The sequence below is a fragment of the Shewanella sedimentimangrovi genome, from assembly GCF_017354965.1.
GTDB classification, from domain to species: domain Bacteria; phylum Pseudomonadota; class Gammaproteobacteria; order Enterobacterales; family Shewanellaceae; genus Shewanella; species Shewanella cyperi.
Genome location: NZ_CP071502.1, coordinates 1,304,404 through 1,320,936, shown reverse-complemented (window position 1 = coordinate 1,320,936; position 16,533 = coordinate 1,304,404). Strand labels below are relative to the sequence as shown.

The window sequence follows — 16,533 nt, the reverse complement described above, 5'->3', positions numbered from 1 at the left end:
ACTCCTCGCAAGAAATGAGAAATATCACTAACTATGAGTGCAAATGAACATATTCTGGTGATCGCCAGAACACTCGAACTGCAGGGGCAGGAACCCAGTGTTGCCCTTATCAAGGCGCGACTGAGCAAGCCCATGCCCTTGCCGGCGATTATCAAAGGGCTGCAGCAATATAAGGCCATGCCTGAAGATGCCAAGGCCAGAATATCTGTTACTGCGACTCAGGTTGTGGCACCTGTGCCGCAGGAAGCCGAAGACGAGCTGACGGTGTTGCGTCGTGAGCTTGCTGAACTCAGACTGCAAGTGCAGGAATTGCAGGCCAGGGTCACGGACTTGGAAGGGCAGGACTGATGTACGTCGCCGAGCTTCGTTTTGAATGTTTTGCCGACACCACCATCAACCGCGCCCAAACGGCCATCAATGGTTTTTTGGAGGCGCTAAGGGCCAACGGTCAAATACTGGGCCGGGAATTTGCCATTTCGTTTCATGATGCCGAATTCAGGGTCAGGTTAATGCTGCCGGAGCCCCAAAGCCTGGCACATCGCTATCACAGCCCCTGGGTCAAACAGGCATTACAGGCATTGACCGATGCCAAGTTGCTGGCACCAAGGGAAAAACTGCTGGGTCAGGACATCAATGCCAATGAAAGCTGTCTGGAAACACCCTCATGGCAATTGCTCTATACCAGCTATGTGCACATGTGCTCACCGCTGAGAAGTGGTGACAATCTGCTTCCCATTCCCCTGTATCATATCCCGGCCACCTTTAATGGTGATCATAAACAATTGATACGCTGGCAGACAGAATGGCAAGCATGTGATGAGCTGCAAATGGCATCTGCCACCAAGGCAGAATTTGCCGCACTCGAAGAGCTTGGCAGCTGCGACAGTGACTTATTTCGCCGGGGGTGGGATTTGCGGGGCCGCATCGAATACCTGACCAAGATCCCCACCTATTATTACCTCTACAGAGTGGGGGGCAACAGTCTCAAAGAGGAACTGCAACGACCTTGTCCCCGCTGCGGCAATAAGGAGTGGCGTCTATCTGAGCCCTTGCTGGACATGTTCCACTTCCGTTGCGATCACTGCCGTATTGTGTCCAATCTATCCTGGGACTATCAGTAGCTATAACTTTAGCCAAGACAGGCGCTTATCGAATTAGCGCCGCCCAGTCAGGTTATGCCACATGCGTTTAATGCTGGCAAAGATGCCCGGATGTTCCAAGCTGTCGTCCTGGTAATCATGGTGCTCTTGGGGCGGCGCAACCCTGGGTTTTATGACGCTGAGAAACTCGGAGAGACTCAAAGCCAATTGCTCGCAGGGTTCATTCCCCGGGATCTCGCGCCACACGCTGCCATCGTCATTGTTGACCGTCAGCATCGAGTCCCCTTCATCGAATACACCGATAAACCAGGTTGGCGCTTGCTTCAACTGCTTTTTCATCAGCAGATGGCCAATGAGATTTTGTTGAAGCAACTCAAGATCCTGCTGGTTCCAAACCTGCAACAACTCCCCCGAACCCCAGGGTGAATCAAACGTCAGCGCACCGGCAAAAAAATGGCCATAAAAAGCCGCGATATCCGGGTGTAAGTGCAACTCCAGCGCCGCCGCAATGTTATCGAAATGCATAGGCGGCTCACAGGCTACCGGTTGCCAATAAACCGGCTTATGGGAGACCTGTTCACCGACGATGCAAACAGAGTCGCCATTCGGAAAAGTCTGGGGCAAGGAATCCAGGCAATTGCTGAAGGCCTGCAGGTAGAGCTGATGAAATTTTATCAAAGCGGCCAGACAAGACACTTAAGCACCGTCCTTTTTCGGTTATAATGACTGCCTATTTTGACACGGAAATACGCTTGATGACACGAAATCACGATCCCTATAGCGATGCCGCCGAGCTGGCTGGCCTGACCCTGGGTCAAGCTACAGAATACCAGGCCGAGTATGCACCATCGCTGCTGCAAGGGGTTCCCCGCAAACTCAACCGCGATGCTATCCAGCTGACGGAGCCCCTGCCCTTTCACGGCGCCGACATCTGGACCGGTTATGAATTATCCTGGCTCAATGCCAAGGGCAAGCCCATGGTGGCCATTGCCGATTTTCAGCTGGACGCAACCAGTAGCCAGTTGATCGAGTCCAAGTCATTCAAGTTGTATCTCAACAGTTTTAACCAGACCCGGGTGGCCAGTGTTGATGCCCTCGGCAAAATGCTCGAGCAGGACCTGAGCCAGTGTGCCGGCGGCAAGGTCAAGGTGCGTATCATAGAGCCCAGGCATTTCGGCAGTCTGAGATTGGTGGAATTGCCGGGCACCTGCATCGACGATTTGGATATCGAGGTCAACGATTACCAGTTCAATCCGGATCACCTGCAAGGCAGCACGGACGACAAGCAAATAGTGGCCGAGACCCTGACCTCCAACCTGCTGAAGTCCAACTGTCTAATCACTTCGCAGCCGGATTGGGGCAGTGTGATGATCCGTTATCAGGGTCCCAAAATCGACAGGGAAAAGCTGCTCCGTTACCTGATATCCTTCCGCCAGCACAATGAATTCCATGAGCAATGTGTCGAGCGGATCTTTATGGACCTTAAGCGCTATTGCCATTGTGCCAAGTTGACCGTCTATGCCCGTTACACCCGCAGGGGTGGACTCGACATCAACCCCTTCCGCAGTGATTTCGAACATCTCCCGGAAAACAATCGCCTGGCACGGCAATAAGCCTGTAAGACAAAAAAGCAGTGCCAGGCACTGCTTTTTTCTTCAATCAATACGGCATCATCCGGGCAGCCAATCTGCCAGCTCGCTGAAGTGGCGTTGCCAGCAACATTCGCCTGCCCCTTCTTTATGCAGCGTCAGCGCGAAACGGTATTCATCGTCCAAACGTCCCAGCCATGACTGCCACTCAGTGCCGCCCAATTCACCATAGGGCGTCAAGCAACTTTCAAGTTCGGGAAAATCTGCCCTGGCCATGGGCGTGCGTTTGTCGAGCTCAAAACCGAAACTGCGCAGATCCTGGGCCAAACCCAAGCCCGTTGCCTTGATAAACGACTCCTTCAAGGCCCAGAGATCGAAAAACGCCTGTCGTCTGTCATCGCTTCCCAGAGCCTGCAATTGCGCCAGCTCGGCACCGGCAAAATAGTGGCGCATTATGCTGTCGATATCCGTTTTGGGCCTCAACCTTTCTATGTCGGTTCCCAGCTGCATATGGTCACTGTCGCAGCTTGCCAGCACTAACCAGTGACCGCTGTGGCTCAAATTGAATTGCAGACCGGGATGGTTCAACAATGCCGGCTTGCCCTTGTCACCGTAGGAAAACTGCAACGCCTGTGGGCTGAGGCCGGTCCGGCTCGCCAATATGGCCCGCAGCAGAACCCGGCTTGCCAATTGCTGCTGGGCCACCCAGGGCATGGGACCGGCTGACAAACGCTCCAGTTCGCTGACGCTCAGCCAGTGACGAGCCTGCTCCAGCCTTTGCAGCACAGCATCATGACCGCCCTGTCGCCATAGGGGAAGTCGGACAAAATCCAGTTGGATGAGAAGTGATTGGGGCTTGATGTTGTTCACCGGCAATCAATAAAAAAGACCGGCACAATTGTGCCAGTCTTTAACGGCTATGCCAAAAAATCACGGCTTAACTGTCAATCTTCCTTTATCTCCCGCAGCAACCCCTGTTGTACCGCCGGCGGCACCACCTCGTATCTGAGGAAACTCAAGGTAAACTGACCATCACCGGCGGTCATGGATTTGAGCCGGGTGGCATAGTCATCCACCGTGGCCAATGGAGCCTCGGCCCGCACCTGCACTTTTCCATCGCGCCGAGCCTCGGTGCCGCACACCATGGCCCTGCTGGAGCTGAGATCGCCAGTGATATCACCCACCCTGTCGGCAGCAACCATGATGTCCATGGCCACCATGGGTTCAAGCACCACAGGACCTGCCTCAGCCACAGCCTCGCGAAAGGCTTTTTTGCCGGCCATCACGAAGGCAATTTCCTTGGAATCCACGCTGTGATGTTTGCCATCAAGCACAGTGACCTTGAGATCCACCATGGGATAGCCCCCCAAAGTGCCCGCCTGCATGGCCTCCCGTACTCCCTTCTCCACCGCAGGTATGTATTGCCCGGGAATGGCGCCACCGACCACCTTGGACTCAAACTCGAAGCCACTGCCCCGGGGCAAAGGTTCCACCCTGAGTTCCACCTCACCGAACTGACCGGCACCGCCGGATTGCTTCTTGTGGCGGTAGCGGGCAACGGCGCTACGACCGACGGTTTCCCGGTAGGCCACCGCCGGCTTGCAGGTGTCCATATCGACCCTGAATACGCTCTGGGCCTTTTCCAGCGCAATCTGCAAATGCAAATCGCCCAGTCCCTGCAGCACAGTTTGACCTTCGGCGGCATTCTGGCTGACACACAAGCTGGGATCCTCGGCCACCAGCTTGGCCAGCACCTCGGCGATTTTCTGCTCGTCGCCGCGCCGTTTGGGCGATACCGCCAAACCGAAAATCGGTTGTGGCAGCTTGAGTTCTGGCAGGTGGAATTCATCCTCATCGTGGCTGTCGTGTAGCACAGAGCCGACGTCCAGCTCATCTATCTTGCACAGGGCACAGATGTCCCCAGGAATAGCCGAGGGGATTTCCACATGCTGATCGCCCTGGATCTTAAGCAGATGGGCCAGCTTCACCGGCTTGCGATCGGCACCAATAAACAGCTTCATACCGTTGCTGAGGGTTCCCTGATACAGCCTCAGCACAGCGACCCGACCAAAATAGGGATCGATACCGACCCGGAACACGTGGGCCAGCACATGATCGCTCGCACTCTGGGTGACATCCACGGGCAAGGCCTGGTTGCCAAATCCCTTGATGAACTGCGGCGGATTGGCTTCCAGGGGGTTTGGCAACAGCTGGGTGATAATCTCCAGCAAGGATGCAATGCCCACATCCTGCTCGGCACTGGTAAAGCACACGGGTACCAGATGGCCCATGCGCAGGGCGGTTTCCAGTGGCTCGTGCAGCTGCTCGGCGCTGAGCATTTCGCCCTGCTCCAAATACAGGGTCATCAGGTCTTCGTCTTCCTCAAGCACAGTGTCCACCAGTTGATCACGGGCGGCCTGGGAAGATGAAAACAAGGTGGCGACCTGCTCTTCACAGTGCAGATAACAATCAACCACGGCATCACCGGCCAGGGATGGCAGGTTAACCGGCAGACAACGGGGCCCAAAGGTTTGCTGTATGTCGGTCAGTAACTCTTCCAGTTTATCCAGGTTACCGTCGATGTGGTTGATACAGAGGCAAACCACCTTGCCCTGGGCTCTGGCGGCCTCGAAGGCCCGGGCCGTGACCGTTTCAATCCCTGTGGTGGCATTGATCACCAGCAGTACCGATTCCACCGCGGGCAGCGGCAACAGGGCGCGGCCAAAGAAATCGGGTAATCCGGGGGTGTCGATAAGATTGATATGGTGTTGATCGAGATCGAGATTGAGAAAGGATGGTTCTAGACTGTGTTGGTGGGCTTTTTCCTGGGCAGTGAAATCGGCATGATTTGTGCCCTTATCCACCCTGCCCCTTTGGGTAATCGCCCTTGCCTCGAACAAGAGCGCCTCTAGCAACGAGGACTTGCCCGCACCTGTATGCCCGAGCAGGGCAAGGTTGCGGATCCTCGCGGTCTGATACTCAGCCATAATGGCCTCCTTGTGTCATTTTTCAACCGGCTACCAGTTCAGTATAGTCCCCTCCAGATGGGTAAAATATGACCCGGCGCATGTTTTCCGGGGTCGTTGGTTGGGGGCCACAAGTTTCCTTCCAGTCTCAGGTGATTGTATCTCTGTCCCATGTCGGGTAATCTTGGCAGCCATTAAGCGAAATTCCTGTCAGACCGCGACCATAGCGCTAACTGGTCCCCCAAAAGTTCCGGCAGATTATAACGATAAACACAGGGAGCTAAGGTGAGGCCAAGTGACTCCTCTTCCGTGCTGAACGACCGTCCAGACAAAAAGATCGCCGGTGCCAGACACAGAAACGCCACCACCACGGTGGAGATGCGCCGCTTTATCCAGACCTCGAACCTAGGCGTGCAGGAGCTGGCCAAGCTGCTCAATATCACCCCGGCGACTGTGCGTAAGTGGAAGCAGCGGGATTCGGTCAGCGACAGTCCCAATACCCCGCACCACCTCAACACCACGCTGACGCAGGTGGAAGAATATGTGGTGGTGGGCCTGCGCTACCAGCTGAAGCTGACCCTGGACAAGCTGCTGGAAGTCACCCAGAGCTTTATCAATCCCCATGTGTCCCGCTCCGGCCTCGCCCGCTGTCTCAAGCGCCACGGGGTCTCGCGCCTCGGCGACATAGAACCCAATGGCGAGCTGCCGGATAAACACTTCAATAAACTGCCTGTGTATCGCGGCAGCAACACCGAAAGCTACACACTCAATACCCACACGCTCGCCCAAGCGCTGGCTTTGCCCAGCGAAGATGAGCAGACAGTGGTGCAGGTGGAAGCCATGCGCATCCCCGTGGCCGCCGAACAGCCCCACTCGGTGCTGATTGGCATGGACCCAAGCCACGACTGGGTTTACGTGGATATCTATACCGACACAGACACAGAGGCCGCCAATCGCTACATGGCCCATGTGCTCGCCAATGGCCCCTTTTCGCTTCGAAAAGTGCTGGCACGCAACTATCAAACCTTCCTTGAGCGCTTCCCCGATGCGGACGGCACCAAGGCCCATACCAAGACGCCGGCTCCGTCGGCGCCCAATGGAGAAGCTTAATGAGTCAGGCTGAACAGACGCAGGATCTGCGCCTCAACAAGCGCTTGAAAGACACCCCCATAGCCATAGTTGGCATGGCGAGCCTGTTTGCAAAGAGCCGTTACCTGAACCAGTTCTGGGATCTTATCTGCGACAAGATAGATGCCATCACCCAGGTGCCCGCCGACCGCTGGCGCGTGGAGGACTATTTCGATGCCAATCCCAAGGCGGCCGACAAGAGCTACTGCCAGCGGGGCGGCTTTATTCCCGAGCTGGACTTCAATCCCATGGAGTTCGGCCTGCCGCCCAACATACTGGAACTGACCGACAGCTCCCAGCTGTTGTCCCTGATAGTGGCCAAGGAAGTGCTGGAAGATGCCGGCATCAACGAAAATTCCGGCCATGACAGGGACCGCATCGGCATCACCTTAGGGATTGGCGGCGGCCAGAAGATCAGCCAGAGCCTCAACGCGCGCCTGCAATACCCAGTGCTGAAAAAGGTGTTCCGCGAAAGCGGCATCAGCGACGAAGACAGCGAGATGCTGATCGCCAAATTCCAGAGCCAGTACATACATTGGGAGGAGAACTCCTTCCCCGGCTCCCTGGGCAACGTCATTGCCGGGCGCATCGCCAACCGCTTCGACCTCGGCGGCATGAACTGCGTGGTGGACGCCGCCTGTGCCGGCTCCCTCGCCGCCATTCGCATGGCGCTGACCGAGCTGACCGAAGGCCGCAGCGACATGATGCTGACCGGTGGCGTCTGCACCGACAACTCCGCCTACATGTACATGAGCTTCTCCAAAACCCCGGCCTTTACCCCCGATGAGCAGATCAAGCCCTTCGATGCCGACTCCCGCGGCATGATGATAGGCGAAGGCATAGGCATGGTGGCCCTCAAGCGTTTGGAAGATGCCGAGCGCGATGGCGACAAGATTTACGCCGTCATCAAGGGCGTCGGCGCCTCCAGCGACGGCAAGTTCAAGAGTATCTACGCGCCCCGTCCCGAGGGCCAGGCCAAGGCCCTGAAACGCGCCTACGATGATGCCGGCTTCCCGCCACACACCCTGGGGCTGATGGAGGCCCACGGCACAGGCACCGCCGCCGGTGACGTGGCCGAATTTGCCGGTCTCAATAGCGTCATGTCCGAAAACAACGACGCCAAACAGCATATTGCTCTCGGTTCCATCAAGTCCCAGGTGGGCCACACCAAGTCCACCGCCGGCACCGCCGGTTTAATCAAGGCCGCGCTGGCGCTGCACCACAAGGTGCTGCCGCCCACCATCAATGTGCGCCGCCCCAACCCCAAGATGGACATAGAAAACTCGCCCTTCTACCTCAATACCGAGGCCAGGCCCTGGCTGCCAAGGCCCGACGGGGTAGAGCGCCGCGCCGCGGTCAGCTCCTTTGGCTTCGGCGGCACCAACTTCCATCTGGTGCTGGAAGAATATCGCCGCGATCACGACCGGACTCCGTACCGCCTGCGCCACACCAGCCAACCGCTGCTGATTTGTGCCGCCTCAGTAGCAGAGCTGCAAGCCGAACTCCAATCGCTGGTTTCAGTCCTGAAGGCCGACAAGCACGGGGGTCTGGATGCGCTTATCGCCCCTTATCTGCTCAGCGGCCGTGAGCTGGATCCCCAGTGGCCGCGCCTGGGCCTCTTGTGCCAGGACGAGACCGAGCTGCAAACCAATCTGGAGCAGGCCCTGGCGCTGCTGGGCAGCAACAGCGACGCCCCCTGGCAACAGGCCGGGTTAAGCTTCCGCCCCAGGGCGCTGCTTGACGACCAGGGCCGAAGCGTGGCCCTGTTTGCCGGTCAGGGCAGCCAGTACCTCAACATGGGACGGGAGCTTGCCATGCTCTATCCCGAGGTGCGGGCCGAATTTGCCGCTGCCGATGCGGCCTTCGCGGCTCAGGGAGAGCCGGCCGTCAATGGCATGGGCGCCCTCTCGGGCTGTGTCTTCCCAGCACCAAAATTTGAGGCCGAGGCCAAGGCCAGCGACGAGCAGCGCCTCACCAATACCCGCATCGCCCAGAGCGCAATCGGCGCCCTGGCCATGGGTCAGTTTGAATTGCTCAAGGCCGCCGGTTTCAAGCCCGACATGGTGGCAGGCCACAGCTTCGGTGAACTGGCAGCCCTGCATGCGGCAGGTGCCATCGACAAGGCTGGCTTCTACGCTCTGGCCTTTGCCCGCGGCGATGCCATGGCAAAGGTGCCCGAGGGCAAGGACCCCGGCGCCATGGCGGCGGTGATCCTGCCAAACGCCGAAACCATAGCAAAACTGGAGACACTGCTGGCCGGCGAGACCGAGGTCAGCATAGCCAACCACAACAGTCCCACCCAGCTGGTGATTGCCGGCGCCACTGAGGCCCTGAAGCGGGTCAGCGCAGCGCTGACCAGTGAGGGAATGCGGGTGATTGCCCTGCCGGTATCGGGCGCCTTCCATACGCCCTTGGTGGAGCACGCCAGGCAGCCCTTCGCTGCGGCCATAGACAAGCTGAGCTTCAGTGATGCCCATACGCCGCTCTATGCCAACGGCAGCGGTGACAAGGTTGACGGTAAGGGCAGCAAGCTGAAAGAGGGCCTCAAGCAACAGATGCTGCAGCAGGTGCAGTTTGTGTCCCAGATTGAAAGCCTCTATCGCGACGGCGCCCGGGTATTTGTCGAATTCGGCCCCAAGAACACACTGACACGCCTGACCGAAGCGACCCTGGGTGAACGGGCGGCCGGGTGTCTGATCCTCGCTGTCGACACTGGCGTTCCAGCCCTGAAGGCTAAAGATGGCGATCTGGCCTATAAACAGGCCGCACTGGCGCTGGCAATGGCGGGCCTGCCGCTTGGCAATCCCGACCCGTACCAGGCGCCACTCGCCAAGCCCAAACAAGCCCCTTCGCCAATGAATGTGCGCCTGGGCGCCAGTAACTACATCAGCCCGGCCACCCAGGCAAAAATGGCAGCAGCCCTGAGCCAGGGGCAAGTCAGCAAGCAGACAGAAATAGTTGAGAAAATCGTGGAAAAAACAGTGACAGTTCCAGCGACAGCGCCTGCAATGAAAGCCCAGGCGCAAACCGAGACTTCAGCCGGCCAAATCACCCAGGTGGCTGCCCAGAGCCCGAACCAGGACAGTCTGGGACAGTTCTTTGCCGCTCAGCAGCAACTGGCCGCATTGCATCAGCAGTTCCTCGCCATCCCCACCCAGTACGGCAACAGCATCCAGACCCTGCTGGCGCAGCAGCTGCGCTTGAGCGCGGAAGGCAAGGCCATTCCGGCAGGCATGGAGCAGGCCCTGGCCCAGTTCCACCAGCATCAGGCCGACACCCTGAAGATCCACGCCGACTTTATGCAGGCCCAGAGCCAAAGCGCCCTGCAACTGCTGGCGGGACTCAGCGGTCAGCCACTACCGGCCGCGGTTGTTCATGCAGCCCCAGCAGTGACTGCACCAGTTCAAACACTCCCAGCGGTTGTGGCTCCTACAACAATCGCTCCTGCGGTCGCCGCGACCAAGCCGCAAGCGGCACCCATGACACCAGCAGCCCAACCCATAATGGCTGCGTCCTTAACGGTTCAACCCCAGGCCAGCAGCGACAATGCTGCCGCTGGCGCTCATGATGTCAGCCAAATCATGCTGCAGGTGGTGGCCGACAAGACGGGTTACCCCACGGAAATGCTCGATTTGGCCATGGACATGGAAGCCGATCTCGGTATCGACTCCATCAAGCGGGTGGAAATCCTCGGCACTGTGCAGGATGCCCTGCCAGACCTGCCCGAGCTGAACCCGAGCGATCTCGCCGAATGCCGCACCCTGGCGGAAATTGTTGCCTACCTTGCAGCCAAGACGCCGACTCAGGCGTCCGCCAAGGCAGCAACTCAGGCAGTTGGTCAGCCTGTAGCCCAGGTGCAAACTCAAGCCCAGGCGCAAGTTCAAGCACAGACACAGGTACAGACGCAGGCACCAGCCATGCAAAGCAACATCAGTCTGGATCTGGTGAAAGACACCATGCTGGCCGTGGTCGCCGACAAGACAGGCTACCCGGCGGAAATGCTCGACCTTTCCATGGACATGGAGGCGGATCTCGGAATCGACTCCATCAAGCGGGTGGAAATCCTCGGCACTGTGCAGGACGCCCTGCCGGGCCTGCCCGAGCTGAATCCAAGCGATCTCGCCGAGTGCCGCACCCTGGCGGAAATCGTTGACTATATGGCGATCAAGGCCAGCGGTACCCTGTCGGTTGAGCCAGCAGCGGCTCAGCCTGTGGCAGTCCAAACCACTCAGGTAACACAGCAGGCCCAAACCGACATCAGCCTGGAGCGGGTTAAAGACACCATGCTGTCCGTGGTCGCCGACAAGACAGGCTACCCGGCGGACATGCTGGACCTGGCCATGGATATGGAGGCGGATCTGGGTATCGACTCCATCAAGCGGGTGGAAATCCTCGGCACTGTACAGGATGCTCTGCCGGGCCTGCCCGAGCTCAATCCAAGCGATCTCGCCGAATGCCGCACCCTGGCGGAAATCGTCGATCACATGGGCGCCAAGGCCAGCCTCTCAGCACAGCCAGCGGCGGTTCAACCATCAGCGGCCCCAATATCTCAAGCGACTCAGGCCGCCCACACCGGCATCAGCCTGGAGCTGGTTAAAACCACCATGCTGTCCGTGGTCGCCGACAAGACAGGCTACCCGGCGGAAATGCTGGATTTGGCCATGGACATGGAGGCGGATCTGGGTATCGACTCCATCAAGCGGGTGGAAATCTTAGGCACAGTGCAGGACGCTCTGCCGGAGATGGCCGAACTCAATCCGGCCGATCTGGCGGAATGCCGCACCCTGGCGGAAATTATCGACTGCATGGCGGCAGAAAAGGCCCCAATACAAGCCGAACCAGCTCCAATAGAAGCTGCTGCGACCCCGGCTGTCGCCACTGCTGCTGTTAACAGCGACGCTTTTGAGCTGGAGGCATTCGAACAGCTGAGCTCGGCACCGGCCATCAGCCAGGCCGACATCATGGAAGCTCTGGCCGCCACAAGCATGCCGGCTGCAGCGCAGGTCGCGGCCCCGGTGCAAGGAAAGAGTGCTGCCCAAGCAACACCAACTCAGGCCGACATATTGACCACACTGCTGACCGTGGTGGCCGACAAGACAGGCTATCCGGCGGATATGTTGGATTTGGCCATGGACATGGAGGCGGATCTCGGTATCGACTCCATCAAGCGGGTGGAGATCCTCGGCACTGTGCAGGATGCCCTGCCCGGATTGCCCGAAGTAAACCCGGCGGATCTGGCCGAGTGCCGCGCCCTGGGACAGATTGCCGACGTCTACGCCAAGCTGCTTCCAGCGGCCTCGCCAACAGCCACACCAGCCCAGGCCCAAGCTGAAACTGAAGCTGAAGCCAAGGGGCAAGATCAGGACGCGGAAGCACCAGCACTGCCACCACACGGGGGCGTTACCCTAAAAAAGCTGCCGGCGGCAGATAGACTGGAAGCCGAGGCGGCCTCCACTCTGTTTGCCGCCAATGCCCGGGTACTGATCCTCGACGACGGCCACAATGCCGGCGTGTTGGCGGGCAAGCTGGCCCGGCGTCAGTTGCAGGTCACCCTGGTGCGCCCGGCTGCGGCCACGGCCCAATCGGTACAGGACAGCGAAATCGCCGCGGTGCAACTTGCCAGCGACGATGATGCCGGAATAAAAACCCTGCTGACCGGACTGGACTCAGCCCCGGCTGTGTTCATTCATCTGCAACCTGTTGCTGAGCAGAAGACTGAAGGCCTGTGGCTCGACGAGTCGGCCCGCGCCCGGGTACAGCTGGCCTTCCTGTTTGCCAAGCACCTGAGCAAGCCATTGACCTCGGCCAATGACGGCCACAGACGCGCCTTTATCAGCGTCGCCCGCATGGATGGCAAACTGGGTACCGACTCTGGTGCCGAAACCACTGCCGAGCTGGAGCAGGCGGCCCTGTTTGGCCTGACCAAGACCCTGGCCCACGAGTGGCCGGGCGTCCATTGCCGGGCGCTGGATCTGCATCCGGCCCTGGATGCGGCGCATCTGGCCGATGCAGTGCTCGATGCCCTCTACGGCCTTGACGACGAGCCGCTGGAATGGGGCTTGTGCCAGGAGGGACGTTTTACCCTGCAAGAAGGTGAAACCATTCCCGCCAGTGCGCCAGAGATCATGTCCCTCGACGGTACAGATAAAATACTGGTGACCGGGGGTGCCAAAGGCGTGACCCTGGACTGCGCCCTGGCGCTCGCCAAAGACACGGGTGCCCATTTCATCCTCGCCGGTCGCAGCAAGGCCCTGGCCTTAAGCGAATTTCCGGCCTGGGCCAAAGGCCTCGCCGCCGACGAGCTTAAGGCCGCCGCCATCAAGGACATGCTGGCTGCGGGCAAGCGTGCCCTGCCGAAGGAAATCGATGCCCAAATCCAACCGCTCGCCAGCGCCCTGGAGATCCAGGCCGCATTGCAGGCCTTCGAGGCCGTCGGCGCCAGCGCCGAATACCTGAGCCTGGATGTCACCAGCGCCGCCGACATAGCCGCCAAGCTGGGGCCTATTCAGGCTCTCGCCCCCATCACGGGCCTGGTGCACGGTGCCGGCGTGCTGGCGGACAAGCTGATCGGCGACAAGACCCTGGATGAACTGAATCGGGTACAGGGCACCAAGGTGGATGGCCTCAAAGCCCTGCTGCAGGTGCTCAGTGCCGACAGCCTCAAGCTGGTGGCGCTGTTCTCCTCCGCCGCCGGTTTCTACGGCAACAGTGGCCAGAGCGACTACGCCATGGCCAACGAGATCCTCAACAAGGCCGCCTACAGCCTGGGCCGGCAACTTCCCAAAGCCCGGGTGGTCAGCTTTGACTGGGGTCCCTGGGACGGTGGCATGGTGACTGCCGCACTGAAGAAAATGTTTGTCGACCGCGGTGTGTACGTGATCCCGCGGCAGGCCGGCGCCGCCCTGTTTGCCAGGGCCATAGTGGCCGGCCAAAGCCCACAGCTGCTGATCGGTTCCAGCATGCAGGGCGCCGGCGGAGAGCAAGCGCTAAAAAAGCCTGAAGGGCCGGACTCAGCAATAACGCTGAATCGCAAGCTCAGCACCCAAAGCCTTGATCTGATTAACGATCATCGCATAGGTGGCAACTGCGTCTGGCCCACAGTCTGCGCCCTGGAATGGATTGCATCTGCCGCTGCCCGCATTTATGGCGGCCAATGGCAAATCACGGATTACAAGTTGCTCAAGGGACTGGTGTTCGACACGGATGAAAAACTGCTGCAATTGAGTCTGTCACCCGAGGGCGACACACTTAACGCCAGAATCGAAGCCGATGGCAAACCCCAGTACCGGGCGAACCTGCGCCCCGCCGGGGAAATGCATGCCCCGGTGCTCAACGCCGACCTGGCCAAAGCGGCCGCAGAGGCCAAGGTGTTGATGTCAGGTGAGCAGCTCTATGCCGACGGCAGCCTGTTCCACGGCCCGGCACTACAATTGATTGAGCAGGTGCTGAGCTTTGATGATGGATCCTTGCTGTGCCGCTATAAATTGCCTCAAGGGCAGGCCCCGAGCGCCCTGGCCCAGCAGGATGCGCTGCTGCAGGCCATGCTGGTGTGGGCCAGACTGAAATACGGCGCCGCCAGCCTGCCATCTGAGTTCAAGACCCTGTTCCAGGGTGACCTGACGACAGAGGGCCTTATCCGGCTCGAGGTGGTCAGCCACAGCAGTCGCCAGCTGTGCGCCAATATTGCCCTCTATGATGCCGATGGCTTGGCGGTCAGCGCCATGACCGAGGCCAGGGTCACCATCAGCAAGGGGTTGAACGCCGCCTTTGTGGCGGCGCAGCAGGGAGAACACCAGTGATGCAAGACACGCCCGCGCCACTTAGGCTGGCACTGTGTGCCATAGAACAGCTGCCGCCCCAGGCTATCCTGGTGCCCGACGCCAACGGGGACAAGGAAATCGATTGGCCGCAGCTGTGCCAAAGAGCCTTGGCCGGTGAATGGCTGGCCCTGGGTAAAAACCCTGAGCTGCTGCTGTTGCCAGCCCTTGCCGCCGCCCAGGCGAGGATGCGCCCGTTGGCCCTGCTGCAGGGGCTGGTGGATGGCGACAATGCCATTCACAGGGCCCTGGCCCAGGCCAAGCGCACCACGGCCGAGGCCGAAATCCTGTTCGAGCCGCTGACCCTGGCGGCGGTGCTGGAGCAGGCCCACAGCCTCAGCAGCCGCACCCATCCGGTTCACGGCGGTTTTTGGAGCATGCCACCACACCAGGCGCGGGTTCTGGTGCTGGTTCAGGGCCACAGGGCCCTGGTATTGACCCAGGGTACGGCCAGACCGGCAACGCCCCTGTGTGGCCGGAATAGTGGCATTAATAGCGGTAGCAATGGCGCCCAGCCCTATGTGCTGCCGGTGCCTTTGCCGGAACCCGACTGGCCCAGTATCCAGCGACGTTTGTCCGCCACCCAGCAGAAGCTCGCCGCCATCGACAGCACAGATGAGCTGCACGCTCTGATTAACCAGGCCCTCGATGCCCTGGCACAGGTGCCGGATCATCGCTGCCTGGTACTGATGGGCCAGGATAAGGCGGAGCTGATTGCCGAGGCCGATGCCCTGTCCTGGGGCATAGCCCAGAGTTTTCGTGACGACAAGGAGCTGACCAGCCCCTGCGGCAGCGCCTTCAGCCCCAGTCCCGTGGGTGACAAGGGACTGGCGCTGGTATTCCCCGGGGTCGGCACCGCCAGTCACGGCATGCTGGCCGGACTGCATCTGCCCTTTGGCGAGTTTTTCGAGCAGCTGGAACAGCAGCTCCATGGTCAGGGACTCAATGGCCTCGACGATATCTTGCGCCCCAGCGCCCTGTCTTACAGACCCAGCCTGGCGGAGCAGGCGGTGGCCGGCGTCGGCGCCAGCTATGTGTTGTACAAGTTATTGGAAAAACTTGGGATCCGCCCGGCCTTTGCCCTGGGTTACTCCATGGGCGAAGCCGCCATGGCCGCCGCCCTGGGACTGTGGCAAAACCCCTTTGCCCTGGTGAACGAGACGCTGCAAAGCTCGCTGTTTACCGAGGAAGTCTCCGGCTCACTGCGGGCGGTACGCCGCCTGTGGCGCGAGCAGGAAGAGGCGCAAAGCGATGATCTTGACGGCGAAATCCATTGGCAGAACCTGGTGGTGCGCCTGCCGGCGGCCGCCATACGTCCCCATTTAGCCGAGTTTCCCCGGGCCTATATCGCCATCGCCCAGGGCCCCAGCACAGTGCTGGCCGGCGACGAGGCCCAGTGCAAGGCCCTGGTCAAACGCCTGGGCAAACGCGCGCTTACCGGTGAACTGGTGACCGCCATGCACACCCCGGTAGCCCAGGCGCTGCACGACCATATCCGCGCCTTCTACACCAGACCCACCACAGAAATGGACAGCGCAGCCCTGCCGCAACTGCTGTGGGCCAATGCCGAGCCCCAGGGCAAGCTGGATGCCGAGGCCATTGGCGGCGCCATTGCCGCCTGTTTCAGCGAAGAGCTGGATTTCGGCGCCCTGGTGACCCGGGCCCGTAAGCAAGGGGCGCGGATTTTTGTGGAAGTCGGTGCCGGTCGCCAAACCTCGGGCCTGATTGAAGCCATAGGGGATGCCGAGAACAAGAACCTGCTGGCCCTGCCCACCGAGGGCCAGGGTGGCAAAACCCTGCTGAAAACCCTGGCGCGCCTGCTGGCCCACGGAGTCAGCATGGATTTAGATATTTTCCGGCCTGCGCCCCTTGCGCCTGAAGCCGAACAACAGATAAAAGCATAAGAGAACTGAACTTGAGCCGAACACCAGAT

General features: G+C 59.7%; 9 protein-coding genes. 6 read left to right on the top strand and 3 right to left on the bottom strand.

Translation table 11 applies throughout. From position 1 onward, the window contains the following. Positions 1–33 precede the first annotated feature (33 nt). Complete coding sequence (locus JYB85_RS05520) at positions 34–348, top strand: hypothetical protein (protein WP_207381395.1); 315 nt, start codon at positions 34–36, stop codon at positions 346–348. After that, a complete protein-coding gene (locus JYB85_RS05515; protein WP_207381394.1) occupies positions 348–1,121 on the top strand; it encodes a Zn-ribbon-containing protein in 774 nt (257 codons plus the stop codon). The genes JYB85_RS05520 and JYB85_RS05515 overlap by 1 nt, the downstream gene beginning before the upstream one ends. Positions 1,122–1,154: 33 nt before the next feature. Here JYB85_RS05515 and syd read toward each other — a convergent pair whose 3' ends face one another. After that, positions 1,155–1,796: a SecY-interacting protein gene (gene syd / locus JYB85_RS05510; protein WP_207381393.1), complete on the bottom strand. Its 642-nt coding sequence runs from the start codon at positions 1,794–1,796 to the stop codon at positions 1,155–1,157. A 59-nt stretch (positions 1,797–1,855) separates the two neighbouring features. On the opposite strand from syd, the gene queF reads away from it, so the two are divergent. Further along, positions 1,856–2,713 carry an NADPH-dependent 7-cyano-7-deazaguanine reductase QueF gene (gene queF, locus JYB85_RS05505; protein ID WP_207381392.1) on the top strand — a complete coding sequence of 286 codons (858 nt, stop codon included), beginning with the start codon at positions 1,856–1,858 and terminating at the stop codon, positions 2,711–2,713. Between the two features lie 57 nt (positions 2,714–2,770). Here the strand turns inward: queF and JYB85_RS05500 are convergent, their stop codons facing one another. Further along, the gene (locus JYB85_RS05500; RefSeq protein ID WP_228730207.1) at positions 2,771–3,559 is read right to left on the bottom strand and encodes a 4'-phosphopantetheinyl transferase family protein; all 789 of its coding nucleotides are present in this window, start codon (positions 3,557–3,559) and stop codon (positions 2,771–2,773) included. Between the two features lie 74 nt (positions 3,560–3,633). Then, positions 3,634–5,676 (bottom strand): elongation factor G, encoded by a 2,043-nt coding sequence (fusA, locus tag JYB85_RS05495; protein WP_207381391.1) that lies wholly within the window; start codon positions 5,674–5,676, stop codon positions 3,634–3,636. A 264-nt stretch (positions 5,677–5,940) separates the two neighbouring features. On the opposite strand from fusA, the gene JYB85_RS05490 reads away from it, so the two are divergent. From JYB85_RS05490 to JYB85_RS05480, 3 genes are read left to right on the top strand one after another with little or no spacing between them, the layout of a single operon-like run. Next, positions 5,941–6,765, top strand: a complete 825-nt coding sequence (locus JYB85_RS05490) for a transcriptional regulator (protein ID WP_207381390.1) — start codon at positions 5,941–5,943, stop codon at positions 6,763–6,765. Beyond that, complete coding sequence (locus JYB85_RS05485) at positions 6,765–14,582, top strand: type I polyketide synthase (RefSeq protein ID WP_207381389.1); 7,818 nt, start codon at positions 6,765–6,767, stop codon at positions 14,580–14,582. Before JYB85_RS05490 ends, JYB85_RS05485 begins: the two co-directional genes overlap by 1 nt. Beyond that, positions 14,582–16,504 carry a PfaB family protein gene (locus tag JYB85_RS05480; protein WP_207381388.1) on the top strand — a complete coding sequence of 641 codons (1,923 nt, stop codon included), beginning with the start codon at positions 14,582–14,584 and terminating at the stop codon, positions 16,502–16,504. Before JYB85_RS05485 ends, JYB85_RS05480 begins: the two co-directional genes overlap by 1 nt. Positions 16,505–16,533: the final 29 nt, after the last annotated feature.